The organism is Rhodococcus sp. AQ5-07 (assembly GCF_009707305.1).
Classification (GTDB): domain Bacteria; phylum Actinomycetota; class Actinomycetes; order Mycobacteriales; family Mycobacteriaceae; genus Rhodococcus_F; species Rhodococcus_F erythropolis.
In genome coordinates this window covers 1,959,796-1,982,712 of the sequence record NZ_CP046099.1, presented here as the reverse complement: position 1 = coordinate 1,982,712, position 22,917 = coordinate 1,959,796, and the positions used below count along the sequence as shown (strand labels likewise).

Genomic DNA, 22,917 nt, shown 5'->3' with positions numbered 1-22,917 from the left:
CGATTCAAGTGGCGGGGGATCGATTGTCTATGAATCCACTCGCAGGCGCCTCACGGGCAAACAGGCGGAAACTGTGGCCAGGCTTGCCGAAGCAACAGTGAAAGTTCTACGCAAACAGGAGTTTTCCGGACTGACTGTCCGTTCGGTTGCGGCCGAAGCGGGTGTAGGAACTGCGACCGCCTACACGTATTTCGCGTCCAAGGAGCATCTGGTCGCAGAGGTTTTCTGGCGAAGACTTCAGAACTCGTCGGCGCCTGATGGCTCAGGGTTGGATCGCACCGCGCACGTGCTGTCTGTACTTCGAAACATCGCGCTGCTTCTCGCGGACGAACCGGAGGTATCGGCCGCCGTGACCAATGCACTGCTCGGATCCGATCCTGAAGTGGAACATCTTCGCGGGCGGATCGGACTCGAGATCCATCAACGACTCGCTTCGGCGCTGGATCCGAATGGCGAACCCGAAGTGTTGGAAGCGCTCGAAATGCTTTATGCCGGGGCGCTTCTGCGAGCAGGGATCGGCTACGGAACCTACGCGCAAATCGCTGGACGCCTCGAGGCCTCAGCTCTACTGATCCTGGAGAAATCATGACAGAAGCTTTGATCGATCCGGTGGTCTTCAATCCGTACGACTACCACTTTCACGACGATCCGTATCCGACGTACAAGCGTCTGCGCGAAGAATCACCGTTGTATCACAATCCGGACGTTGGCTTTTGGGCGTTGTCGCGATATGCGGACGTGGTCGACGGATTCAAGGACAACAAGCGTCTCTCGAGCGCCAACGGGGTATCGCTCGACCCCGCAGCCTACGGTCCACACGCGCATTATGTGATGTCGTTTCTCGCGATGGACGATCCCCGCCATATGCGGTTGCGCCAGTTGGTTTCTCGCGGATTCACGCCGCGACGGGTTGCGGAGCTCGACGGCCGGATCCTCGAACTCACGAAGCAACATCTGGTACCTGCGTTGGGCGCGGGGGAGTTCGACTGGATTACGGAGGTGGCGGGAAAGCTGCCGATGGACGTCATCTCCGAACTCATGGGGGTCCCCGAACCCGACAGAGCCGAACTGCGGCGCAAGGCGGATCTGGTGGTGCATCGAGAGGCGGGTGTTCTCGACGTGCCGCAACCTGCGGTGGAGGCTTCGATCAGTTTGATGGGCTACTACAAGGAGATGATCGCGCAGCGTCGCCGATCGCGGACGGACGATCTGACCTCGGCCTTGCTCGATGCCGAGATCGACGGAGACAAACTCTCGGACCAGGAGATCCTCGGATTCATGTTTCTGATGGTCGTGGCCGGAAACGAGACCACGACCAAGCTTCTCGGAAACGCTCTGTACTGGGGTTCGCACCACCGGGAGCAGATCACACCGGTTCTCGACGATCCCGAACGAGCCTCGGAATGGGTGGAAGAGACTCTTCGCTACGACACGTCGAGCCAGATCGTGGCTCGGACTTCGGTTGTCGACCTCGAATATCACGGACGCACCATTCCGGCGGGGCAGAAGGTCCTGCTCCTGATCGGATCGGCCAACCGAGACGCCGACGTCTTCGAGGATGCCGACAGCTTCCAGATCGGCCGGAGTTCGTCGGGAAAACTCGCGAGTTTCGGTGGTGGCGTGCACTTCTGTCTCGGTGCCCACCTTGCCAAGCTCGAAGCCAAGATCGCCCTCGCAGAGTTCGGGCGTCGGGTCAGCGACTACGAAGTCGACGAGTCCGGAATCGAGCGTGTTCATTCGACAAACGTCCGGGGCTTTGCGGCCCTGCCGGTGAAAGTGCAGGTGCGCTGATGCCTCGTTTCGAACCCAATCCAGTTCGCCGGCCGGCATTGATCAGTGGTGCATCGTCGGGAATCGGCACCGCTACTGCGTATGCCCTGGCCGAACTCGGCCATCCGGTTGCGCTCGGTGCGCGTCGAGTCACCGAATGCGAAGCCATCGCCGAGAAGATCCGCAGCAATGGTGGTGAAGCGTTTGCCCACTTCCTCGACGTCACGGACGGTGATTCGGTCGACGGATTCGTCTCGGCCGCAGAGGCAGTCCACGGTCCCACCGAAATGGTCGTCTCCGGTGCCGGTGACCTCGAATTCGGGGCTGCGGACGAGATGGATCCAGAGGCGTTTTCACGGCAGATCCAAGTCCACCTCGTTGGTGCGCAGCGATTGGCGCATCGCGTACTCCCCGGCATGAGGCAACGACAGCGCGGTGACTTCGTACTGATCGGCTCGGATTGTGCCGAGCGCCAGCGTCCACTCATGGGTGCTTACGACGCGGCCAAGGCCGGGCTCGAAGCAATGGGGCGCCAGATGCGAATGGAGCTCGAAGGAACAGGCATTCGCGCGTCGATCGTGCGACCCGGGCCGACACTGACCGGCATGGGGATGGACACGACGCCGGAGATCATCGGACCGGTTGGGGAATCGTGGAGTAAGTGGGGGTTCGCCCGCCATGGTTACTTTCTGCGCGCCTCGGACATCGCCAATGCCATCGTCGCCGTTGTGTCGGCGCCGCGAGGAGCACACATCGTGCTCGTCGAAGTTCAGCCCGAGGCACCACTGGACAAACTTCCCACTGCGAACTCACAGGAGACGACATGACGCACGGAGTGCAGGAGACGTCGCGAACACTGCCCGAGCCGCCGCGGGTGTCCGGCGGGGATCTCCCGCACGGGCATCTCGAGGAACTGCGAACCGACCCGATAGCGCTCATGCGCCGGGTGCGTGAGGAATGTGGTGACGTCGGCGCCTTTCAACTTGCCGACCGCACAGTGATCTTGCTGTCCGGAGCCGAGGCAAACGAGTTCTTCTTCCGCTCCACCGACGAGGATCTCGACCAACAAGCTGCGTACCCCTTCATGAAGCCGATATTCGGTGAAGGCGTCGTCTTCGATGCCAGCCCGGAGCGGCGTAAGGAGATGCTCCACAACTCGGCTCTGCGCGGCGAACAGATGCGCGGGCACGCCGCCACGATCGGCCGCGAGGTCGAGGCGATGGTCGCGCAGTGGGGAGACGAAGGCGAGATCGATCTGCTCGACTTCTTCGCCGAGCTGACCATCTACACCTCGTCGGCGTGCCTGATCGGCAAGAAGTTCCGCGACGAACTGGACGATAGCTTCGCCAAGCTGTATCACGAACTCGAACAGGGAACGGATGCATTGGCTTTCGTGGATCCGTACGCGCCGATCGAGAGTTTCCGCCGCCGCGACGAGGCCAGGTTGGCGTTGGTCGCTCTGGTACAGGACATCATGAACGGGCGCATCGCGAATCCTCCGCAGGGCAAGGAGGACCGCGACATGTTGGACGTGTTGGTCTCGGTCAAGGACGAGAACGGCGACCTCCGGTTCAGTGCCGACGAGATCACCGGCATCTTCATCTCGATGATGTTCGCAGGCCACCACACGACTTCCGGCACGGCAGCGTGGTCGCTGATCGAGATGTTGCGGCATCCCGACACCATGACGGACGTCGTCGACGAACTCGACAATCTGTACTCCGACGGCGCCGACATCAGTTTTCATGCCCTGCGCCAGATTCCGGTTCTCGAGGCCGTGGTCAAGGAAACCCTTCGACTGCATCCGCCGTTGATCATCCTGTTGCGGGTGGCACGTGGAGATTTCGAAGTGGGCGGCTTCGAGATCCGAGAGGGCCATCTTGTCGCCGCGACGCCCGCGATCTCCAATCGAATCGCCGAGGACTTCCCCCGACCGGACACCTTCGATCCCGGGAGGTACATCGACCCGAATCAAGAGGACATCGTCAACCGCTGGACGTGGATTCCGTTCGGAGCCGGCCGGCATCGCTGCGTCGGTGCTGCATTCGCCCAGATGCAGCTCAAAGCGATCTTCTCGATCCTGCTGCGGGACTTCGAGTTCGAGATGGCGCAGCCGTCGGAGTCCTACCGAAACGACCACAGCAAGATGGTCGTCCAGTTGCTGCAGCCGTGCGCGGTGAGGTACCGGCGCAGAACACGTCCCGGGCGTGAGGGGTGATCATGCACGTCGAAGTCGACCTCGACCTGTGCCAAGGCCATGCGGCGTGTGAGCTCGAGGCACCGGAGATCTTTGTCGTCCCGAAGCGGGGGAAGGTCAGTCTTCTGGACTCGGACCCACCTGAGTCGCTCCGCGGTGAAGCCGAGCTGGCGGTCAGGTACTGCCCGACCGGCGCCCTGAGAATTGTCGACTGATTACAGCGGATTGTCGATTGATTGCAGCGAATTCAAGTACTCGAGGGAGGAAGTTCAGATGACGGGTTTCGACCGCGCAGAGCTCGACGAGATGGTCCAACGCTGGATCGAGGCGAACAAGAAGGCCGAAGCCGCCGGTGATTGGAAACCGTTGGCGGACATGTACACCGAGGACGCCACGTACGGGTGGAACTACGGTCCCAAGCAGGATTTCATGGCAGTGGGGCGCGAGGAGATTCGCGAAGTCGCGCTCGGCCTCGAGATGAAGGGCCTCGAAGGTTGGGAGTACCCGTATCAAGACTTTGTGATCGACGAACGTAGCGGAAACGTGATCGGCTTGTGGAAGCAGATTTCCGATGCCAAGCGTGAGGACGGGAGCAACTACTCCGTCTACGGTATCGGCGGTAGTTGGTTCCGCTACGGCGGGGACTTCCAATGGTCCTGGCAGCGTGACTTCTTCGACTTCGGGAACGTGTCGGCACTGTTCATGGAGATGATCGGCAACAACGCTCTCTCGAAGGGGATGCAGGGCCGGATCCAGCGATCGATCTCGGGCGACCCGCTACCGGGCTGGTATCCGGTGGGCACCGCGCCGGTCCCGCTGTGGTGAGTCCGATGACGGTGCGCGATTCCTTCGAGACACTCTCGCAGCGCGACCTTGCCGTGTTGGTGCCCGAGTTGCTCCTGTGTGGGCAGCTGATCGATCGCTCGGGCATGGCGCATCTGATCGTCGAATTCGGACGCGAGGGTATGGCGCAGGTGGCCGTCGAGGAGTGGGAATCGGCCAGCCCCTGGTACACCCGCCGCATGCAGAAGGCTCTCGGATACGAGGGCGACGACGTCGTGACGATCTTCAAAGGGTTACAACTCGACATCGGCGCTCCGCCACAGTTCATGGACTTTCGATACCGGGTCGACGATCCGCTGCACGGTGAATTCTGGCTCGATCATTGCGGAGCACTCATGGACGTCGAGCCGTTGGGCGATGAGTTCGTGACCTCGATGTGTCACGACATCGAGGATCCGACTTTCGATGCGACGGCCATCGCGACCAACCCGCACGCCCAGATCCGGCCGATTCACCGACCACCGCGCAGGCCCGCGGACCGACATCCGCACTGCGCCTGGACCGTTGTCATCGACCCGTCGCACACGCCTCCCGTGATGACCGCGCACACCGAGCAGATCGGACGCACCGCCGCGGTGACGGTCGAGCTGAGCCCGATCGATCACGGTGGGGACGGTAGGGCGGACTACTCGGGTCCGTTGTTGTCCGACCTGAGGTTTTCCGACTTCTCGCGATCAGCCTTGGTTCGTATCGCAGAGGAGATCTGCGTGCAGCATCATCTGTTGGCGTTGGGCTTTCTGGCAGCGGTTCGCCGCCGTGCCGACGAAGACAAGGCGCGCGAGATCACGCGAAAGCAATTGACCGGAATCGCGGGAGTTGCGGCACAGCGTATTCGAGATGCGCTCGGGCTTCCTTCGACTCTGGAATCGTTGGCATTGGTCCTGTCCGTGCATCCCTTGCTGAATCCGAAGCAGTATGTGGAGAGCGAGATCCGACCGGACGGCGGTGCTCTGGAGCTGTGGATCTCGCGAGACGCTCTTGTCGACCGCGACGGCGGTTGGCCGACCTTGCTCGGCAGCGAGCACCTCGATCCCCTCCAGGCTTTGGTCCGCGGCGTGAATCCGCACTTCACCGTGAGAGTGGTGGCCGAAGATGCCGCGGGGCTCCTTCTGGCCGTCGACATCACCGAAGCTCCCGCTCCGGAATGCGTCGAAGTCGCCATTACGAAGGTCAGTACCGGCGCGGCATTCGTATTCGAAGATCGCGGAATCCCTTTGCCTCTCTTCGTCGTCTGACCGGCCGAACCCGAAGGACTCAACCTATGGCGTACACGTTTGCAGACCTGTTCGAGCATTCCGTCGATGCGATGCCCGATCGCCGAGCGCTGATCGTTTCCGGCGAGGAGGTGACATACCGTGAGCTCGACGAGCGGGCCAACCGATTGGCGCATTACTTCCAGTCCGTCGGGTTGGGTGTCGGTTCGCACATCGGTATTCAACTGCACAACTCGATCGAGGCGATGGTCGCTGTCCTCGCGGCCTTCAAGATCCGCGGCGTTCCCATCACGGTGAACTACCGCTACACGAGCGACGAATTGGTTTATCTGTACGAGAATGCGGATCTCACGGCGTTGGTTTTCCATCGTGGTTTCGCTGAGCGGGTCGCCGAGGCGTTGGTGTCCGCGCCGCGGGTCAAGTACGTGATGGAGGTGCCGGACGAACTCGCTCTCGGGAACGAACCGTCGATTCCGGGGGCAGTGGCGTACGAGGATGCGCTCGGCAACCAATCCCCGCTGCGCGTAGGTGAACATGCTTTTCCCGAGCGTTCCGGCGACGACGTCTACGTTCTCTACACCGGCGGAACAACCGGACGACCGAAAGGCGTCGTCTGGCGGCAGGAAGACATCTGGCGCGTGTTGGCCGGCGGTTACGACTTCTATTCGGGTGAGCCGATCGCCGACGAGTACCAGCAGTCGCGCGGTGGCGCCGCGGCAGCCGAACCGATGCGGTGGTGCATGCTTCCACCTCTGATTCACACCTCGGCACTGATGCCGACGTTCAACGCTCTGTTCTCCGGAAACACCGTCATCTTCGAACCGAAGTTCGATGCGGCACAGGTCTGGAAAGTCGTCGCCGAGTATCGGCCCCAGGTCATGGTCATCACCGGCGACGCCATGGGCCGTCCACTGGTCGAAGCCCATCACGAATTGCAACCGGATGCGTCGAGCCTGGCTGTGCTCGCCTCCGGCGCTGCGCTCTTCTCCGGATCGGTCAAAGACGCGTTCTTCGACGTCTTTCCGAATCTGATGATCTCCGATTCGGTTGGATCGTCCGAAACAGGCTTCGGCGGAATCGGATTCGCAACCAAAGGGCTCGAGCAGCGTGGCGGACCCAAAGTGGGCGCCAACAGATTCACGGTCGTCGTCGACGACGACAACCGTGTGTTGGAGCCGGGTTCGGGGGCCGAAGGATGGTTGGCGAAACTCGGCAACGTCCCACTGGGCTACTACAACGATCCGGTGAAGTCGGCGGAGATATTCCGAGAGGTGAACGGCGCGCGGGCAGTGGTGACCGGAGACCGAGCGCGGATCGAGGACGACGGCTCGGTCACTCTCCTCGGCCGGGGAAACATGGTGGTCAACACCGGCGGTGAGAAAGTCTTCGTGGAAGAGGTCGAAGCCGTGGTGAAGGCCCATCCCGACATCTACGACGCAACAGTGATCGGCATTGCCGACGAGCGGTGGGGCAATCGGGTGGCGGCGGTGCTCCGCGTCCGCGATGGTGTGGAACCGGATTTCGATTCCATCGAAAAACACACCCGCACTCAGCTTGCCGGCTACAAGATTCCGCGTTCCTTCTGGATCGCCGACGAGGTCGTTCGAGCGCCGAGCGGCAAGCCGGACTACCGCTGGGCCAAGGAGTTCTCACAGAACAGCGACCCGGTCCACCGGATCGACTAGCGCTCACACGCAACACCCGGCACCCGGCACCCATCCGTAAAGGAGCATCTGCAATGCCTGAGATCGACCTTCCCGACGGGTTCGACGTGACCGACCCGCATCTGTACGGCGAGCGCGTCCCGCTTGCCGAGTTCGCCGAACTACGACGATGCGCTCCGGTCTGGTGGAACGCCCAGGAACCGGGTACCGGCGGATTTCACGACGGTGGTTGTTGGGTTGTCTCCCGCCACGCAGACGTCCGCGACGTCTCGTTGCGCAGCGAGGAGTTCTCGAGCAACGTCAACGGCTGCATTCCGCGGCATGAAGACAACATCTCGGCGGAGGAGTTGGAGGCGACAAAACACGTCCTCATCAACAAGGACGCCCCTGAGCACACACAGCTGCGCAAGTTGGTGGCGCGCTTGTTCACTCCGCGGTCGGTGGAAGCGATGCGGGCCGGGCTGGAAGCGCGGGCAGAAGACATAGCGTCGGCTGCCGTGGCGGAAGGTAGCGGTGATTTTGTCAGCCAGGTCGCCAGCGAGTTACCGATGCAGGCGATCTCGGAGCTGATCGGTGTACCGCAGGACGGGCGCCGTCAGCTGTACGAATGGTCGAATCAGATGACGGGATACGACGACGAGTCGCTCGCCGGCGAGTCGCGGATGGCGTCGGCGCAGATCCTGGGCTACGCCTATCAACTGGCCGAGGCGAGACGGGAGGAACCGCTCGACGACATCATCTCGCGCTTGGTGCATGCCGACATCGACGGGCAGAAACTCACCCCGGAACAGTTCGGTTTCTTCGTCATCATGTTGGCTGTCGCGGGCAACGAAACGACGCGCAACGCAACGACACTCGGCATGATGGCATTTCTCGAGCATCCGGATCAGTGGGAACTGTACAAGCGTGAGCGTCCGCGCACCGCCGCGGACGAGATCATCCGCTGGGCTTCGCCACTGACGTCCATGCAACGAACAGCAGTGGTGGACACACAGATTGCCGGCACGGCGATTGCGAAGGGGCAGCGTGTCGTACTGCTCTACGGCTCGGCGAACTTCGACGAAACCGTCTTCGAGAACCCCGACGTCTTCGACATCACCCGAGACCCGAACCCGCACCTCGCGTTCGGAGGAACCGGACCGCACTACTGCGTCGGCGCCAACCTGGCCAGAATGGAGGTCGATCTGATCTTCGGCAAGATCGCCGATCACATGCCCGACATCAGCAAGCTCGGCGATCCGAGCAGGCTCTCGTCCGGTTGGCTCAATGGGATCAAGGAATTCAAGGTCGACTACGGCAACTCCACGTCATGTCCTTCGGGGCATTGACGTGTACAGCGGAAGAGTTGCACTTGCGGGCCCGATGCGCGAACTCGGCCAGTTCTACCGGATGGGCGCCGATGTCGCAGTGGGCTTGTTCCGCACCCGCTTTCAGGTGCAGGAGTTTCTCGAGCAGAGTTGGATGATCGCCCGGGTGTCGATCGTGCCGACAGTGTTGGTAGCCGTGCCGTTCACGGTCCTGGTGAGTTTCACCCTCAACATCCTTCTCCGCGAAATCGGTGCCGCCGACCTCAGCGGCGCCGGGGCCGCGCTCGGTGCCGTGACTCAGGTCGGTCCGGTGGTGACGGTGCTGATCGTGGCAGGTGCGGGCGCGACAGCCATCGCCGCCGATCTGGGATCGAGAACGATTCGTGAAGAGATCGACGCCATGGAGGTGCTCGGGATCGATCCGATCAATCGGTTGGTGATTCCGCGGGTGGTCGCGTCGACCGTGGTGGCTTTGCTGCTCAACGGACTCGTCTGCGTCATCGGCATCGCCGGCGGTTACGCCTTCTCGGTGTTTCTCCAGGGCGTGAACCCTGGCGCCTTCGTCGAGGGAATCACGTTGCTGACCGGCCTGCCCGAGGTGGCGTTGTCGATGGTCAAAGCTGCACTGTTCGGGATGCTGGCGGGATTGGTGGCCTGCTATCGCGGACTGTCGGTACGGGGTGGGCCGAAAGGCGTGGGGGAGGCCGTCAACGAAACGGTGGTGTACGCATTCATGGCGTTGTTCGTCGTCAACACCATCGTCACCGCGGTCGGCATCCGATTGACGGCGGGGTGATCGAGGTGACGCTGTCGGATTCGCTGGCACAAATCGGCAAGTTCGGACGCACGCGGGCGCGGGTGGCTCGAACGTCACGCTCGATCGACGACGTCGGGCGACAAGCTGTCTTCTTCGCGCGCGCCATCGCTCACATCCCGTGGGCAATTCGCAAACACCCGAAAGAAGTGTTGAGGCTGGTAGCCGAGATCAGCATGGGCACCGGAGCTTTGGCAGTGATCGGCGGCACGGTTGCGGTCGTAGGATTTCTGACTCTAGCCTCGGGCGGCACCATTGCGATCCAAGGTTTCAGCTCGCTGGGAAATATCGGAGTCGAAGCGCTCACCGGATTCTTCTCCGCCTTCATCAACGTTCGTATCGCTGCGCCGGTCATCGCGGGAATCGGCCTGTCGGCCACGATCGGAGCAGGTTCGACCGCGCAGATCGGTGCCATGCGCATCAGTGAGGAAATCGACGCCCTCGAATCGATGGCGATCAGTTCGGTCCCGTACGTCGTCAGCACCCGCGTCACCGCAGGGATGATCGCGATCTTGCCGCTGTACTCACTGGCGCTCGTAGGATCATTTCTGGCCGGACGATTCACCACGGTCGTGCTGTTCGGTCAATCCTCGGGTCTTTACGACCACTACTTCACGACGTTCCTCGATCCGGTCGACGTCGCATGGTCCTTCGTTCAAGTGCTCGTGATGGCACTCCTGGTGATGCTGATCCACACGTACTACGGATACAACGCGTCCGGGGGACCGTCGGGCGTGGGAACTGCAGTGGGCCGCGGGGTTCGGCTCTCGCTGATCTGCGTCGTGGCGGTGACCCTGCTCGTCTCACTCGCGCTCTACGGCGGTTCCGGCAACTTCAATCTGTCCGGTTAGGGGGACTGCGTGCACAGATACGGCTACAAGTTGGCTGCTCTGGGCTTGGCTGCGGCGATCGTCGGGGTCATCGCTTTGTCGGTCGCGTCTTTCAACCAGGTGTTTGTCGCTCGCGTCCCGATCACGGTGATCGCGGAGCGCGCGGGGCTCGTGATGGATCCGGGCGCGCGGGTGAAGATGGCCGGGGTGACCGTGGGCTCGGTGGAGTCCATCACGCCGACTGACGACGCTACCGCACAACTGTCGTTGTCGATCGATCCCGAAGCGCTCGAATCGATTCCGTCAAACGTGAATGTGGCGATCACGTCGAACACGGCCTTCGGCGCGAAGTTCGTCAGCCTGTCCTCGCCGGAGCAGCCGAGCAGCGCGCGACTTGCCGCCGGGGCGACGATCGACGCATCCCGGGTGACTGTCGAGCTGAACACGGTGTTCGAGAAACTCACCACCGTGCTCCGGACGGTGGACCCGGGCAAGCTCGATTCGACATTGGGTGCCCTCTCGACTGCTCTGCAAGGACGCGGTGAACGGCTCGGCGTCGCACTCGAACAAGCAGATTCCTCGTTGCTCGAATTCAACACTGCACGTGAGGCTCTCGATCATGTGTTGACTGATTTACCAGCCGTCACACAGACCTACCGCGACGCTGTTCTCGACTTGATGGACACCCTCGACTCGCTCACGACGACGGGAACCACTGTTCTCGACGAGCAGCAGAATCTTGATCTCCTCTTGCTCAACGTGATCGGGGTCGCCCGCACCGGAGAAGATGTACTGGGAGCCAACGCCGACGGTATCGACACCGTTCTGTCGTTACTGCGGCCGACCACCGCACTGCTCGAGGAATACTCCCCGGTGATTCCCTGCATGTTCCACGGACTGCAGGAGAGCAAGAAGATCGGCGACGGCGCCTACAACGGACAACCAGGAATCAAGATGTCGATCGGTCTGATCGCCGGAACCGAACCGTACCGATATCCCGACGACCTTCCGAAGGTCGCGGCAACAGGTGGCCCGCAGTGTATGGGTCTTCCACTGCGCGACCCGAACGTCAATGCTCCGTACCTGGTGACCGATACCGGGGTGAATCCGTTTGCGCCCGAGCGTCAGCCGAATGGTGGGCAACCGATGAACACGGTCCCGGATCTGATGAGCTACCTGTTCGGGACGGAGATCCGATGAAAGTTCGTGGGTACACCGTCAAGTTCGGAATTTTTGTTCTGGTGATGATCCTCGTCAACGCCGGGCTGATCCTCGTGTTCGGCCAGATGCGAGGTGGCGACGCGAGGTCGTACTCGGCGGAGTTCGTCAACGCCTCCGGGCTCAGAGCCGGCGACAAGGTGCGCATCGCGGGTGTGCCGGTCGGTTCTGTCGGCTCCGTCGAATTCGGTGGGAATCACCGTGCCCACGTGAGTTTCAGTGTGGATACGGGTGACACCGTGACTGTATCGACCAGAGCCGCTGTTCGATATCAGGATCTGGTGGGTAATCGATACCTCGAACTGCTCGACGATCCGGGGATCGCGGAACCGCAGCCACAGGGCGAGAGCATTCCCGTCGATCGCACCGCGCCGGCACTCGACCTCGATGCGCTACTCGGTGGTTTCAAGCCGCTGTTTCAAGCCCTGGACCCAGAGCAGGTCAACGCGTTGTCGATGTCCTTGCTCGAGGTGTTTCAAGGCCAGTCCGGAACGGTGGCATCGGTGCTGGCGCACACCGGATCGATCACGAACACTCTCGCAGACCGCGACCAACTGATCGGTCGAGTGATCGGCAACCTCGACGGTGTGCTCAGTGAATTGCGCAGCCGCGGTGGTCAGTTCAGTGACACTCTCGACCACCTACAACAGCTGGTCAGCGGGCTCGCGGCGGACAGGGAGATGATCGGGACTGCCGTCGAGAGCGTGAACACCGCATCAGGCACCTTCGCCGATCTCCTCGCCGGAGTTCGCCCGGACATCGCGGGAAACCTGTCGAAGCTGGACGCAAGCCTGAATCCGCTGATCGAGCAACAAAGTGAGCTCGATCGGATTCTCGCGTCCATGCCCTCGAACTACAAGCAGCTGATCCGAGTCGGCTCGTACGGGTCGTTCTTCAACTTCTATCTGTGCGGAATCGCACTGAAGGTCGACGGTGCCGACGGTACGCCGCTCACTGTCGACCTGGTGGATCAGACGACCGGAAGGTGCGCACCACGATGAGAGAGATGGCACAGAGCCAGGCCGTACGCGTGGGGGTCGTGGGATTGGTCGTCACGGCCGCCGTCGTATTGGCATCGCTCCAGTATCAGAATCTGCAGTTCCTGAAATCGGGCGTCGGGTACAGCGCGGTGTTCGCCGACGCCAGCGGTCTCGCGCCGGGAGACGAAGTCAACGCCGCCGGAGTGAAGATCGGAACGGTGGACCGGATCGAGGTCGAGCACGGACTCGCGCGCGTGGACTTCACACTGGAAGGCTCGATCGGTTTGGGAGAAAGCACGTCGGCAGCCGTCACCACGATGTCGTTGCTCGGCAAGCGAGCGGTATCACTCGATCTGGACGGTACGGGAAGGATCGCGGTCGGCGGCGAGATCCCGGTCGAGCGAACAAGATCGGCGTACTCGCTGCCCGACGTGCTCGGTGACCTCACCACGACGGTCGAGGACATCGATCTCGACCAGCTCTCCGAATCACTCGACGCAGTGGGGCAGGTGATGTCCGACAGTGCGCCGAACCTGAGGCCGGCGCTGGACGGTGTCGCACGGATCTCCGACAGCGTCAATAGACGCGACGACATGTTGCGCACCTTGCTGTCCGATGCAAACGACGTCGCCGGGACGCTGGCCGAGCGTGGACCACAGGTCAACGCGCTACTCGTCGACGGCAATGCCTTGTTGGGAGAACTGGATCGGCGAGAGGCGGCGCTGGGGGAAGTGATCACGAACATCTCGGCGTTGTCGACCCAGCTGAGCGGACTCGTCCACGACAACGAGGCGCAGTTGCAGCCGGTCCTCGGCAAACTCGACACGGTTGTCGGCATTCTGCAGAACAACAAGGACAACCTTTCTCAGGGAATCGACGGTCTCGGTACGTACGTGGGCACGCTCGGCGACACCGTGGCCAGCGGTCCCTTCTATTACGCCTACGTCCAGAACCTGGTACCGGCGCAATACACCCAACCGTTGATCAACGCGATGTTCGGGCTACCACCTGCGCCGCTACCGATTCCGGAGGTTCGATGATGGGTGCCTTACGAGTTCGCAAACCGGTGAACTGGCGTCGAATCGCCGTCGTCGGTGGAAGCGTCGTCGGCGCGGCGATCGTCGTCGCGTCGGGATACCTTGCGGTGCAACATCTGCGCTACTACAACGTGACCGCCTACTTCACCTCGACGACTGGTCTGTATGTCGGTGACGACGTTCGTGTCGTGGGAGTCGACGTCGGCCGCGTCACCGAGATCGCCCCACAGGGAGATCGAATGCGCGTCGAACTGAAATTGGCGCGCGAGGTTCCCGTCGCCGAGGACGCGAAAGCGGTGATCGTTGCCCAGTCACTGGTCTCGGCCCGCTTCGTGCAGTTGACGCCGGCGGTGACGGACGGCGCCGACGCACTGAATGACGGTGCGGAGATCGGGCTCGACCGAACGGCGGTCCCGGTCGAGTGGGACCAGATCAAGGAACAGCTGGGCCGGGCTGCCGATGCTTTGGGTCCCGACGGGGACGATCGCGGTCCCGCCGCCAACTTCCTCGACGGTGCCGGATCCGCACTGGCCGGCAGCGGGGAAGCGCTGGGGCGCTCGGTGACCGAACTCTCGGAGGCTATGAGCACACTCGACGAAGGCGGAGCCGATCTGTTCGGCACCATCCGCGGCCTGCAGACCTTCACGACCGCACTCGCCGCAAGCGACGAACAGATCGTTCAGTTCCAAGGACGGCTGGCAAATGTCTCGAGTGTGCTCGCCGAGAGCCGGACGCAATTGGCTCCGGCTCTCGCCGATCTGGACGCCGCCGTCGTCGACGTACAGCGGTTTGTCGAACAGAACCGAACCGGCTTGACGGAGCAGATCGCGAAGTTGGCCGACGTGTCCCAGGTATTGGTCGACAAGCGCGCAGGTCTCGAGAAGGTACTGCATCTGGCTCCGACAGCGTTGTCGAACTACTACAACGTCTACCGGCCGGCCCAAGGAGCGATGGTGGGTGTGCCCGCATTCCAGAACGTCGGCAACCCGATCGACTTGATCTGCGGCGGAATCGCCGGCCTGGCCAACGACACCTCGAAGAAGGGCGCGGATTTGTGCATCGAATACCTCGGCCCGTTGCTCAACACGATCAAGGCGAACTACCCGGACCTGAGCATCAATCCGACCCGGGCGCTCGGCGCTCTTCCGGACCAACTGGTGTACAGCGAGCCTGATCTGGAACCGACTGGCGCCTTGAGTTTTCCGACGGTACCGGTGGCGTCTGATCTGACCGGCTTGCTCATGCCGTCGACAGGATCACGATGACTGGCCGCCGGTGGGGAACAGTGTGTGTGGCGGCGAGCGCTGTGCTCGTTCTGACGGGTTGTCAATGGAGCGGGCTGAATTCGGTGTCGCTGCCGGGCGCGGCCGGCCGCGGTGAGGGAAGTTTCTCGGTCGTGATCGAGATGCCGGACGTCACGTCGATCAGTCCCAACTCTCCGGTCATGGTCAACGACGTGACAGTCGGAAGTATCAGTGCGATCGAGACCGACAACTGGCACGCACGGGTGACGGTTGCGCTCGACGGTTCGGTGTCGCTGCCCGCCAACGCGACTGCCAAGATCGGCCAAACCAGTCTGCTCGGATCCAAACACGTCGCGCTCGCGCCGCCCACCGAGGTGGCGCCGGAAGGGCGGTTGTCGGAGGGATCCGTGATTCCCCTTGCATCGGCCAGTGTCTATCCCACCACCGAGGAAGCGTTGACGGCACTGTCCTTGGTGCTCAACGGCGGTGGGCTGGCCCAGATTCACAGCATCACCACGGAACTGAACACTGCTCTCGGCGGGCGGACCGATGCGGCGCGCGACCTGCTGAGCCAGATGGACACCGTGACCGAGACACTCGACCGTCAACGCGAGGCGATAGTCACGACCATGGAGAATCTCGACGTGTTCGCCGGCGAGATCACGGCTCAGCGAGACGTTCTCGGTGAGGCGTTGGAGACCCTTGATCCGGCCTTGGCGGAACTGAGCGCCCAACGCGTCGACCTGACCACCGCCCTCGATGCGGTCGGCAGGTTCGGGGACGTCGGGACCGATCTGGTCGACCGGACCCGCGACGATTTGAAAGCCAATTTGAGCGCCTTGGAATCGACGCTGCAGAAGGTGGTCGAAACAGGACCGGACCTGATCAACAATTTGGGCAATCTGAGTACCTTCCCCTTCCCTCAGACGACCATCGACGACGGAATGCGCGGTGATTACACCAATTTGTGGGCGCTGATCGACCTCACGAGTAATCGCCTTCAGTCAGGTCTGGGCTTCGGTACTCCGTTCGGGGCGCCGCAAACTCCGGTGGAGAACGGAATACTGGTCGATCCTTTGACCGCGCCTCTGAGTGCCGGGCGGACCGACCCAAGTAGCACAGGGCGGACCGCCCAGGACGGTGGACGATGATTCTCACGAAGTTGGTGCGAAGGCAATTGACAATCTTCGCGATCCTGGCGGTGATAGGCATGAGCGCAGCGGCTATCTCGTACCTGAGAGTTCCGACCATGCTCGGCATCGGGCGCTATTCGGTGACAGTCGAACTGCCCGACGCCGGCGGCCTGTATCGGAACGCGAACGTGACCTATCGCGGCGACACCATCGGTCAGGTCAGGTCGGTGCGCCTCTCTCCGGGAGTGGTACGCGCCGAATTATCTTTGGAGAGTGCGGTTCCCGTTCCCTCCAGCGGGCTCACAGTAGCGGTGCGAAGCGTGTCGGCAATCGGTGAGCAATACGTCGACATGCAACCGAGCACCGCGGACGGACCCTTTCTGGCCGACGGAGACGTGATCGGCCCCGAAGCTGTCACGATCCCGACCGAGATCGGACCGGTCCTCGATCAGGCGCAGGCGATGCTCGCATCCGTACCGCAGGACAAGTTGCGATCGGTGATCGACGAGTCCGCGGCAGCTTTCGGAGGCAGGGGAGAGGATCTGGCCCGTCTGCTGGATTCGACCACTTCGTTCGTCGATCAGATGTCCGCTGCCACAACGCCGGCTACGACGCTCGTACAGCAGTTGGATCCGCTCCTGCAGACACAGGTGGTGACGGGCGATCAGATTCGCCAGTGGGCGTCCAGTGTCGCTCAGCTCAGTGGACAGTTGGAGGTCGCCGACGGGTCCGTGCGCAATATCCTCGAGACCGGACCGGGCTTCGCGACTGAAGCCGACCAGCTGTTTCAAGGCCTCAAACCCACTTTGCCTGTGCTGCTTGCCAATTTCACCAGCACCGCTCAGGTGGCTTTGACGTACAACGCCGGGTTGGAACAGGTGCTCGTCATCTTGCCGCCACTGGTCGCGGCACAGGAAACCGTCGTACAACGCGGGCAGGTGGACGGCGCCGCGAACGTCAACTTCCACCTCCAAGCGCAGGACCCTGCGGCGTGCTCGACCGGTTACCTTCCCGCCGATCAGCGACGGGACCCGACCCAGACGAGTGTGCCGGACACCCCGGCTGATCTGTACTGCAAAGTGCCACAGAACTCGGTCTTCGCCGTTCGTGGATCTCGGAACATTCCCTGCATGGAGGTACCGGGCAAACGAGCACCGAGCCCGGAGATCTGCCGGAGCCCCGAAGCGTACGTGCCGTCGGGGACCAATGCGCCCGGCGAGTTGTACACCGGGCCTGACGGAGCCGACTATCAACACACGGAGTTGGCTCCGGCTGACTCCGGTCCGGGGGAGGGTGAGCCGTGGCAACAGTTGCTGACGCCGACGAATCGCTGAGAGGTGAGGTGCTGGATCCGGTCCGAGGGAAGCGCGGTGTACTCACTGCCCTGGTCTGGATTGCACTCGCGGCTCTGAGCGTCGTTGTCGTCTTCGGTTGTCTGGCAGTTCGATCGGACCGCGTGCGAGAGTCCCAGCGTCAAGGGTTCGTCGACGGTGCTGTCGCAGGAACCCTTGCTCTGATCGACGTTCACTCTGCCACGCTCGACGAGGATCTCGCGGAGCTGAAGTCGCTGACTACGGGAACTTTTGCAGACGAACTGAAGTCCGGTGAATCTGCGTTCGTCGCATCGATCCGTGATTTCGCCGTCGATTCCGACGGTCATGTCGACACCGCAGCCCTGGCATCGGAATCCGGAACCTCGGGGGTGGTACTGATCGCGGCATCGGCTCAGGTCGGCAATTCGGCGGGAGAGTCTTCGGCGCGAACCTACCGTCTTCGCGTCGGTGTCGAAGAGGTCGACGGTCGGGTACTGATGTCGAGTGTGGAGTTCGTCCCGTGAAGCGCGTGGTCTTGGCGTTTGCAGCGCTGATCTTGGTGGGAGTCGGCGGGACTCTGCTCTGGAGTCACCACCGTTCGGCAGCCACTGAAACCGCACGTGTCGAGGTGATCGGTGTGGCGCCGATGCTCGTCGAGAATCTCTTGAGCTACAACAGCGACACGGTGGACGAGGATCTTGCACATGCTGCCGAGGGTGCAAGTGGAACATTTCAGGACCGCTTCGCCGAATTCGGATCGAAAACCGTTGCACCCCAGTCGAAGGAGCAAGGAATCAGCACGAAGGCGCGAGTAGTCGACGTGGGAGTGCTCTCCGCTGCTGCAGACCGAGCGGAATTGCTCCTGTTCGTCGATCAGATCACGACGAGTATCGCGCGGCCGGCACCAGCGTCGACGTCGAGCCGAGTCGAGGTGACACTCGATCGAGTCGACGGCACATGGTTGGTGAGTGCCATGACCCCCGTCTAGTGAAGGTTGTCGCGGCCCGCCATGATCAGCCTGGCAGTGACTTCGAGCCGGTCTGCGATCTGCGAATAGGACTCGTAACCCATGCCGGCTCGGACAAGCGCTCCGGACCAGGAGATTTCGAGTGCTTCGAGTACGTCGGGATCGTATGACGGCCCCAGCGCCTCGATGAGCCGCTCGCGGATGTTCTTGCCGATACGTCCCCGAAGGTGTTCGACGTCGGGATCATTGCCCATCATCGCCGTGGTCACGGCCGCGGCCAGCTCCGGTTCGTCGGAAACGAGGAGTGCGACGCTTCGAAGGACCGAGCAGACCTGCGCTTCTCGTTCCGCCTCGGGGGAGGGCTCGTGCGGTACTGCGTCGAGTCGGCGCCAGAACAGTTCTGCCACAAGGTGACTCTTGGACGAAAAATAGGTGTACGCCGTGGCTGCGGCGACACCGGCTTCCGCTGCCACCATTCGTACAGTCAGATCGGCAAACCCTTTGTCGCGCAGGACCGTGATCGCTGCCGCGGTCAATCGATCGACGGTTTCGGCTTGCTGCTGTGTGAGCCGTCGACGAGTGGACTCGAACTTGGTCTTACCAGACATGTGTCCAGACACTACGGGATCAGACCCGTGCGAGCAAAGTGTGCGCTATCGCTGCTCGTTCTCGCTCCCCGCTCGGTGTCATGTCTCGCTGCCCGCTCGGTGTCATGTCTCGCTCCCGCTCGGCGTCATGTCTCGCTCCCGCTCGGTGGGACAGAATTTCGATCCCCCGCGATCGCTAAGTCCATGTGTTAGAACGATTTCTAGAACACGTTCGGAAATGTGCCCAGGATCGGAGAGGCTGATTATGACGAAGTGGGACGAGACATGCGACGTACTCGCTGTGGGATCGGGCGGCGGACTCGCCGGCGCGTACACGGCAGCACGCGAAGGCCTCGACGTCATTGTGATCGAAGCGACCGACAAGTACGGCGGAACAACGGCGTACTCGGGCGGCGGCGGAATGTGGTTCCCGTGCAACGCCGTTCTTCGCCGGGGCGGGGACGACGACACCATCGAAGACGCGCTGGAGTACTACCGTTCGGTGGTGGGTGATCGGACACCTGCCGACGTCCAGGAGGCATACGTTCGAGGCGGCGCCGGGCTGATCGACTATCTCGAAGAGGACTCGAATTTCGAGTTCCAGATACTGCCGTGGCCCGACTACTTCGGGGAAAAACCCAAGGCTCGCGCGAGCGGTCGACACATCGTTCCCAAACCGATGAACGCTAAGAAGCTTGGTGTGCTTCGTGATTCACTTCGATCGCCGCTCGCGACGGAGCGGTTGGGAGAAGAGTTACCGGCGTACCTCGTCGGCGGGCAGTCGTTGATCGGTCGATTCTTGCTGGCACTTTCGACATTCGCCAACGCCGCCATGCACCTGAACACCACTCTCGAAGAATTGGTCGTCGAGGACGGATCGGTCGTCGGCGCGGTCGTCGAACAAGGTGGTCGACGTCGAACCATCCGAGCCCGCAGAGGAGTGATTCTGGCCGCGGGCGGATTCGAACAGAACGAGACCCTGCGAGCCGAATTCGGTGTTCCCGGCTCTGCGCTCGACACGATGGGTTGTCCCGGCAATCTCGGCAAGGCGCATCAGGCGGCTATCGCCGTGGGCGCCGATACCGACCTCATGGGGGAGGCCTGGTGGTCGCCGGGGCTCACCCATCCGGATGGCCGCTCCGCATTTGCGCTGTGGTTCACCGGCGGAATCTTCTTGGACGACAACGGTCGTCGATTCGTCAACGAGTCTGCGCCGTACGACCGCTTGGGTCGCTCCGTCATCGAACACATGCGGACACGAAAAGTAACCACACCGTACTGGATGATCTACGACAACAGGGAAGGTGCAGTGCCGCCGGTGAAGGCGCCCAACGTGCCCATGGCACAGACGGAGCACTATGTGGATGCGGGGTTGTGGAAGAGTGCCCAGACGCTCGAAGACCTCGCCGCCCAGATCGATGTTCCCGCAGCGGAACTGGTGCAGACCGTGAAGCGATTCAACGAGTCTGCGGCGACCGGCGTCGACACGGACTTCGGCCGAGGAGACACTGCGTACGACCGTGCCTTTTCGGAGGGGGCTTCACCGCTCGTACCGATCGACCAAGGACCGTTTCACGCTGCCGCTTTCGGTATCTCCGACCTCGGGACCAAAGGTGGTCTACGTACCGACGCAACCGGGCGGGTGCTCAAAGCCGACGGTACGGCGATTGCCGGGTTGTACGCGGCGGGGAACACGATGGCAGCGGCCAGCGGGACTACGTATCCCGGAGGTGGAAACCCGATCGGAGCGAGCATGCTGTTCAGTCACCTGGCTGCACTCGACCTCACGAAGCCGCCGTCGTAAGGATCGGGCCGCTCGTGTCGGGAAAGGGGTCAGGCCTTGCCGAGTCCGGCGGCGATTCCCTTGTCCAGTTGGCTGAGCATTGCAGTCCCCAAGGACGAAAGCTGGGCGACCTGGCGATCATCGAGGCCCTCGAAGAGGAGACCTTGAACCGAGGCGACGTGTGGCGGCGCGGCCGCGACGACCTTTGTCATTCCTTCGTCGGTGAGTACTGCGTTGGAGCCGCGGCTGCCGCGAATGACTTCCCGTTTCACCCAGCCGGCTTTCTCCATCTTCGTGATGACGTGCGAGAGGCGGGACAGGGAAGCGTTCGCGCGCTGGGCCAGTACCGACAACTGGAGCTTGTGGTCGGGGGCGTCCGAGAGTGCGGCGAGCACGAAGTATTCGAAGTGGGTGAGTGCCGAATCGCGTTGCAGTTGAGTGTCGAGTGCGGCAGGCAACCGTGTCACGAGAGCGATCAGTGTCAGCCAGGCTTCCTGCTGCTCGGCTGTGAGCCACTTCGTCTGAGACTGCGCGTCGGGCTGCGCGGTCGGTTCACTCATCGGTGACTTCTCCTTCGGGTCGAGCATTCTTCGTGCACGGAGCGTGCTGGTGTACAGCGTCTCAGACGCATGTCCAGAAGAATATTGCGGGGAATAGTTGCGGGACGCAAGTGTTGAGTCCTATATTAGGTTGAACCTTCAACTTAATGACGAATGTCTATCCCGAGGAGCCCATATGTCCACCACAACCATGCCTGCGCTGTATCTCAGCCACGGTGCTCCGCCGCTGGTGGACAGCGCGTTGTGGGTCGACCAATTGGGGGCGTGGGCCGGCGATCTTCCGCGGCCGACGGCAATCCTCGTCGTCTCGGCGCACTGGGAATCAGCACCGCTGACGATCGGTTCGACGACCACGGGCACCCCGCTCATCTACGACTTCGGTGGTTTTCCCGAGAGGTTCTACCGCGCGAAGTACAACTCTCCCGGCGCTCCGGAACTCGCCGCTCAGGTCGCCGCGTTGATGCCGGACAACGAACGAGTGGTTCAGCAGCCGAATCGAGGACTCGATCACGGTGCCTACGTGCCGCTCACGGTGATGTACCCGGACGCAGACATCCCGGTACTGCAAATTTCGCTGCCAACCCTCGATCCCGAGCGTTTGCTCCATCTCGGAGAACGCCTGCGGCCACTCCGTGAGCAAGGTGTACTGATCGTGGGATCCGGATTCACCACGCACGGGCTGCCGTTCCTGCGCGATCCGTCACCGGAGGCGCAGGCCCCGGGATGGTCGGCGGAATTCGACGCGTGGGCAGGGGAGAGGTTCGCTGCCGGAGACGTCGATTCGTTGATCGACTTCCGCGCCCAAGCTCCCGGGATGCCGTACGCGCATCCGACCATCGAGCACTTCGCCCCGTTGTTCGTCACGCTCGGTGCGTCGTCCGATCCGGAGCAGGTGCCCACCCAGGTGATCGACGGATTCTGGATGGGACTTGCGAAGCGCTCGATTCAGGTCGCCTAGAGAATCAGGTTGCCCAGAGAATCATTTCGCCCAGGTGAGTCAGCTTCGATTGCGAAGGAACTCGAGTGCCTGGTCGCCGTGCGTGTTGGCGCGAAGTTCACTCGAGATGACTTTGAGAACGGTGCGGTCGGTGTCGATCACGAAGGTCGAGCGTTTGACCGGAGCCAGCTTGCCCAGGAGTCCGCGCTTGACGCCGAACTGTTCGGCTACCTTGCCGTCGGTGTCGGCGAGCAGGGGGTAGTCGAAGGATTGTGCGGTGGCAAAGGTGGACTGAGCTTCGACCGTATCGGTGCTGATACCTGCCCGCGAAGCGCCCACCGCGGCGAATTCGCTGCCCAGGTCACGGAAGTGGCACGCCTCGGCGGTGCACACCGGCGTCGAGGCTGCCGGGTAGAAGAAGAGGACCAAGGGGCCGTTCGCGAGCAGGCTCGTCAGCGAGCGCGGAGTTCCGTCCTGGTCGGGCAGCGAGAAATCGGGGGCGAGTTGGCCTGGTTTCAT

General features: G+C 62.2%; 24 protein-coding genes. 21 read left to right on the top strand and 3 right to left on the bottom strand.

The annotated features are described in order from the left end of the window. Positions 1-22: 22 nt before the first annotated feature. Genes GJB56_RS09185 through GJB56_RS09095 form a run of 19 tightly spaced genes read left to right on the top strand, consistent with a single transcriptional unit; the run spans position 23 to position 18,552 of the window. Positions 23-589: a TetR/AcrR family transcriptional regulator gene (locus GJB56_RS09185; protein WP_024487471.1), complete on the top strand. Its 567-nt coding sequence runs from the start codon at positions 23-25 to the stop codon at positions 587-589. Further along, positions 586-1,791, top strand: a complete 1,206-nt coding sequence (locus GJB56_RS09180) for a cytochrome P450 (protein WP_113684206.1) — start codon at positions 586-588, stop codon at positions 1,789-1,791. Before GJB56_RS09185 ends, GJB56_RS09180 begins: the two co-directional genes overlap by 4 nt. After that, positions 1,791-2,597 (top strand): SDR family oxidoreductase, encoded by an 807-nt coding sequence (locus GJB56_RS09175; protein ID WP_020907946.1) that lies wholly within the window; start codon positions 1,791-1,793, stop codon positions 2,595-2,597. Before GJB56_RS09180 ends, GJB56_RS09175 begins: the two co-directional genes overlap by 1 nt. Beyond that, positions 2,594-3,988, top strand: a complete 1,395-nt coding sequence (locus GJB56_RS09170) for a cytochrome P450 (RefSeq protein ID WP_113684205.1) — start codon at positions 2,594-2,596, stop codon at positions 3,986-3,988. The genes GJB56_RS09175 and GJB56_RS09170 overlap by 4 nt, the downstream gene beginning before the upstream one ends. A 2-nt stretch (positions 3,989-3,990) precedes the next feature. After that, positions 3,991-4,182 carry a ferredoxin gene (locus GJB56_RS09165; protein ID WP_029255487.1) on the top strand — a complete coding sequence of 64 codons (192 nt, stop codon included), beginning with the start codon at positions 3,991-3,993 and terminating at the stop codon, positions 4,180-4,182. A gap of 58 nt (positions 4,183-4,240) precedes the next feature. Further along, positions 4,241-4,792 carry a hypothetical protein gene (locus GJB56_RS09160; RefSeq protein ID WP_020907944.1) on the top strand — a complete coding sequence of 184 codons (552 nt, stop codon included), beginning with the start codon at positions 4,241-4,243 and terminating at the stop codon, positions 4,790-4,792. Between the two features lie 5 nt (positions 4,793-4,797). Then, complete coding sequence (locus GJB56_RS09155; RefSeq protein WP_113684216.1) at positions 4,798-6,045, top strand: hypothetical protein; 1,248 nt, start codon at positions 4,798-4,800, stop codon at positions 6,043-6,045. Positions 6,046-6,071: 26 nt separating this feature from the next. After that, complete coding sequence (locus GJB56_RS09150; RefSeq protein ID WP_113684204.1) at positions 6,072-7,709, top strand: acyl-CoA synthetase; 1,638 nt, start codon at positions 6,072-6,074, stop codon at positions 7,707-7,709. A 53-nt stretch (positions 7,710-7,762) separates the two neighbouring features. Beyond that, the gene (locus tag GJB56_RS09145; protein WP_042952022.1) at positions 7,763-9,016 is read left to right on the top strand and encodes a cytochrome P450; all 1,254 of its coding nucleotides are present in this window, start codon (positions 7,763-7,765) and stop codon (positions 9,014-9,016) included. Positions 9,017-9,050: 34 nt separating this feature from the next. Beyond that, positions 9,051-9,791 carry an MlaE family ABC transporter permease gene (locus GJB56_RS09140; RefSeq protein ID WP_021344419.1) on the top strand — a complete coding sequence of 247 codons (741 nt, stop codon included), beginning with the start codon at positions 9,051-9,053 and terminating at the stop codon, positions 9,789-9,791. Beyond that, positions 9,788-10,660: an MlaE family ABC transporter permease gene (locus GJB56_RS09135; RefSeq protein ID WP_003944051.1), complete on the top strand. Its 873-nt coding sequence runs from the start codon at positions 9,788-9,790 to the stop codon at positions 10,658-10,660. The genes GJB56_RS09140 and GJB56_RS09135 overlap by 4 nt, the downstream gene beginning before the upstream one ends. A gap of 9 nt (positions 10,661-10,669) precedes the next feature. Continuing rightward, entirely contained in the window at positions 10,670-11,839 is a 1,170-nt protein-coding gene (locus GJB56_RS09130; RefSeq protein ID WP_047272237.1) for an MCE family protein, read from the top strand. Beyond that, entirely contained in the window at positions 11,836-12,858 is a 1,023-nt protein-coding gene (locus GJB56_RS09125) for an MCE family protein (protein WP_020907939.1), read from the top strand. The genes GJB56_RS09130 and GJB56_RS09125 overlap by 4 nt, the downstream gene beginning before the upstream one ends. Before the next feature lie 5 nt (positions 12,859-12,863). Further along, the gene (locus tag GJB56_RS09120; RefSeq protein ID WP_113684215.1) at positions 12,864-13,877 is read left to right on the top strand and encodes an MCE family protein; all 1,014 of its coding nucleotides are present in this window, start codon (positions 12,864-12,866) and stop codon (positions 13,875-13,877) included. Beyond that, the gene (locus GJB56_RS09115; RefSeq protein ID WP_113684203.1) at positions 13,877-15,139 is read left to right on the top strand and encodes an MCE family protein; all 1,263 of its coding nucleotides are present in this window, start codon (positions 13,877-13,879) and stop codon (positions 15,137-15,139) included. Before GJB56_RS09120 ends, GJB56_RS09115 begins: the two co-directional genes overlap by 1 nt. Continuing rightward, positions 15,136-16,269 carry an MCE family protein gene (locus GJB56_RS09110; RefSeq protein WP_195849592.1) on the top strand — a complete coding sequence of 378 codons (1,134 nt, stop codon included), beginning with the start codon at positions 15,136-15,138 and terminating at the stop codon, positions 16,267-16,269. Before GJB56_RS09115 ends, GJB56_RS09110 begins: the two co-directional genes overlap by 4 nt. Further along, a complete protein-coding gene (locus tag GJB56_RS09105) occupies positions 16,266-17,585 on the top strand; it encodes an MCE family protein (RefSeq protein ID WP_113684202.1) in 1,320 nt (439 codons plus the stop codon). Before GJB56_RS09110 ends, GJB56_RS09105 begins: the two co-directional genes overlap by 4 nt. After that, positions 17,552-18,088 carry a hypothetical protein gene (locus GJB56_RS09100; RefSeq protein ID WP_020907934.1) on the top strand — a complete coding sequence of 179 codons (537 nt, stop codon included), beginning with the start codon at positions 17,552-17,554 and terminating at the stop codon, positions 18,086-18,088. The genes GJB56_RS09105 and GJB56_RS09100 overlap by 34 nt, the downstream gene beginning before the upstream one ends. Then, on the top strand, positions 18,085-18,552 hold the full coding sequence (locus GJB56_RS09095) for a hypothetical protein (RefSeq protein ID WP_113684201.1): 468 nt from the start codon (positions 18,085-18,087) through the stop codon (positions 18,550-18,552). The genes GJB56_RS09100 and GJB56_RS09095 overlap by 4 nt, the downstream gene beginning before the upstream one ends. Here GJB56_RS09095 and GJB56_RS09090 read toward each other — a convergent pair. Then, positions 18,549-19,139 carry a TetR/AcrR family transcriptional regulator gene (locus tag GJB56_RS09090; protein ID WP_003943994.1) on the bottom strand — a complete coding sequence of 197 codons (591 nt, stop codon included), beginning with the start codon at positions 19,137-19,139 and terminating at the stop codon, positions 18,549-18,551. The two genes, GJB56_RS09095 and GJB56_RS09090, sit on opposite strands and share 4 nt — an antisense overlap. Positions 19,140-19,383: 244 nt before the next feature. Here GJB56_RS09090 and GJB56_RS09085 point away from each other — a divergent pair, with 244 nt between their 5' ends. Next, positions 19,384-20,922, top strand: a complete 1,539-nt coding sequence (locus tag GJB56_RS09085; protein ID WP_113684200.1) for an FAD-binding protein — start codon at positions 19,384-19,386, stop codon at positions 20,920-20,922. 29 nt (positions 20,923-20,951) lie between these two features. Here the strand turns inward: GJB56_RS09085 and GJB56_RS09080 are convergent, their stop codons facing one another. Beyond that, positions 20,952-21,461 (bottom strand): MarR family winged helix-turn-helix transcriptional regulator, encoded by a 510-nt coding sequence (locus tag GJB56_RS09080; protein ID WP_029538195.1) that lies wholly within the window; start codon positions 21,459-21,461, stop codon positions 20,952-20,954. Positions 21,462-21,636: 175 nt separating this feature from the next. Between GJB56_RS09080 and GJB56_RS09075 the strand changes: the two genes are divergently transcribed. Further along, positions 21,637-22,419 (top strand): dioxygenase family protein, encoded by a 783-nt coding sequence (locus GJB56_RS09075; protein ID WP_019748662.1) that lies wholly within the window; start codon positions 21,637-21,639, stop codon positions 22,417-22,419. A 39-nt stretch (positions 22,420-22,458) separates the two neighbouring features. On the opposite strand, the gene GJB56_RS09070 is transcribed toward GJB56_RS09075, so the two are convergent. Further along, entirely contained in the window at positions 22,459-22,917 is a 459-nt protein-coding gene (locus tag GJB56_RS09070) for a peroxiredoxin (protein WP_020907928.1), read from the bottom strand.

Bases quoted from the DNA above. Each gene is read 5' to 3' on its own strand.
- GJB56_RS09125 (WP_020907939.1), top strand. From the start codon at position 11,836: ATGAAAGTTCGTGGGTACACCGTCAAGTTCGGAATTTTTGTTCTGGTG.
- GJB56_RS09105 (WP_113684202.1), top strand. From the start codon at position 16,266: ATGATTCTCACGAAGTTGGTGCGAAGGCAATTGACAATCTTCGCGATC.
- GJB56_RS09150 (WP_113684204.1), top strand. From the start codon at position 6,072: ATGGCGTACACGTTTGCAGACCTGTTCGAGCATTCCGTCGATGCGATG.
- GJB56_RS09120 (WP_113684215.1), top strand. From the start codon at position 12,864: ATGGCACAGAGCCAGGCCGTACGCGTGGGGGTCGTGGGATTGGTCGTC.
- GJB56_RS09155 (WP_113684216.1), top strand. From the start codon at position 4,798: ATGACGGTGCGCGATTCCTTCGAGACACTCTCGCAGCGCGACCTTGCC.
- GJB56_RS09080 (WP_029538195.1), bottom strand. From the start codon at position 21,461: ATGAGTGAACCGACCGCGCAGCCCGACGCGCAGTCTCAGACGAAGTGG.
- GJB56_RS09175 (WP_020907946.1), top strand. From the start codon at position 1,791: ATGCCTCGTTTCGAACCCAATCCAGTTCGCCGGCCGGCATTGATCAGT.
- GJB56_RS09180 (WP_113684206.1), top strand. From the start codon at position 586: ATGACAGAAGCTTTGATCGATCCGGTGGTCTTCAATCCGTACGACTAC.
- GJB56_RS09090 (WP_003943994.1), bottom strand. From the start codon at position 19,139: ATGTCTGGTAAGACCAAGTTCGAGTCCACTCGTCGACGGCTCACACAG.
- GJB56_RS09070 (WP_020907928.1), bottom strand. From the start codon at position 22,917: ATGAAACCAGGCCAACTCGCCCCCGATTTCTCGCTGCCCGACCAGGAC.
- GJB56_RS09110 (WP_195849592.1), top strand. From the start codon at position 15,136: ATGACTGGCCGCCGGTGGGGAACAGTGTGTGTGGCGGCGAGCGCTGTG.
- GJB56_RS09140 (WP_021344419.1), top strand. From the start codon at position 9,051: ATGCGCGAACTCGGCCAGTTCTACCGGATGGGCGCCGATGTCGCAGTG.
- GJB56_RS09115 (WP_113684203.1), top strand. From the start codon at position 13,877: ATGGGTGCCTTACGAGTTCGCAAACCGGTGAACTGGCGTCGAATCGCC.
- GJB56_RS09160 (WP_020907944.1), top strand. From the start codon at position 4,241: ATGACGGGTTTCGACCGCGCAGAGCTCGACGAGATGGTCCAACGCTGG.
- GJB56_RS09085 (WP_113684200.1), top strand. From the start codon at position 19,384: ATGACGAAGTGGGACGAGACATGCGACGTACTCGCTGTGGGATCGGGC.
- GJB56_RS09170 (WP_113684205.1), top strand. From the start codon at position 2,594: ATGACGCACGGAGTGCAGGAGACGTCGCGAACACTGCCCGAGCCGCCG.
- GJB56_RS09165 (WP_029255487.1), top strand. From the start codon at position 3,991: ATGCACGTCGAAGTCGACCTCGACCTGTGCCAAGGCCATGCGGCGTGT.
- GJB56_RS09145 (WP_042952022.1), top strand. From the start codon at position 7,763: ATGCCTGAGATCGACCTTCCCGACGGGTTCGACGTGACCGACCCGCAT.
- GJB56_RS09075 (WP_019748662.1), top strand. From the start codon at position 21,637: ATGTCCACCACAACCATGCCTGCGCTGTATCTCAGCCACGGTGCTCCG.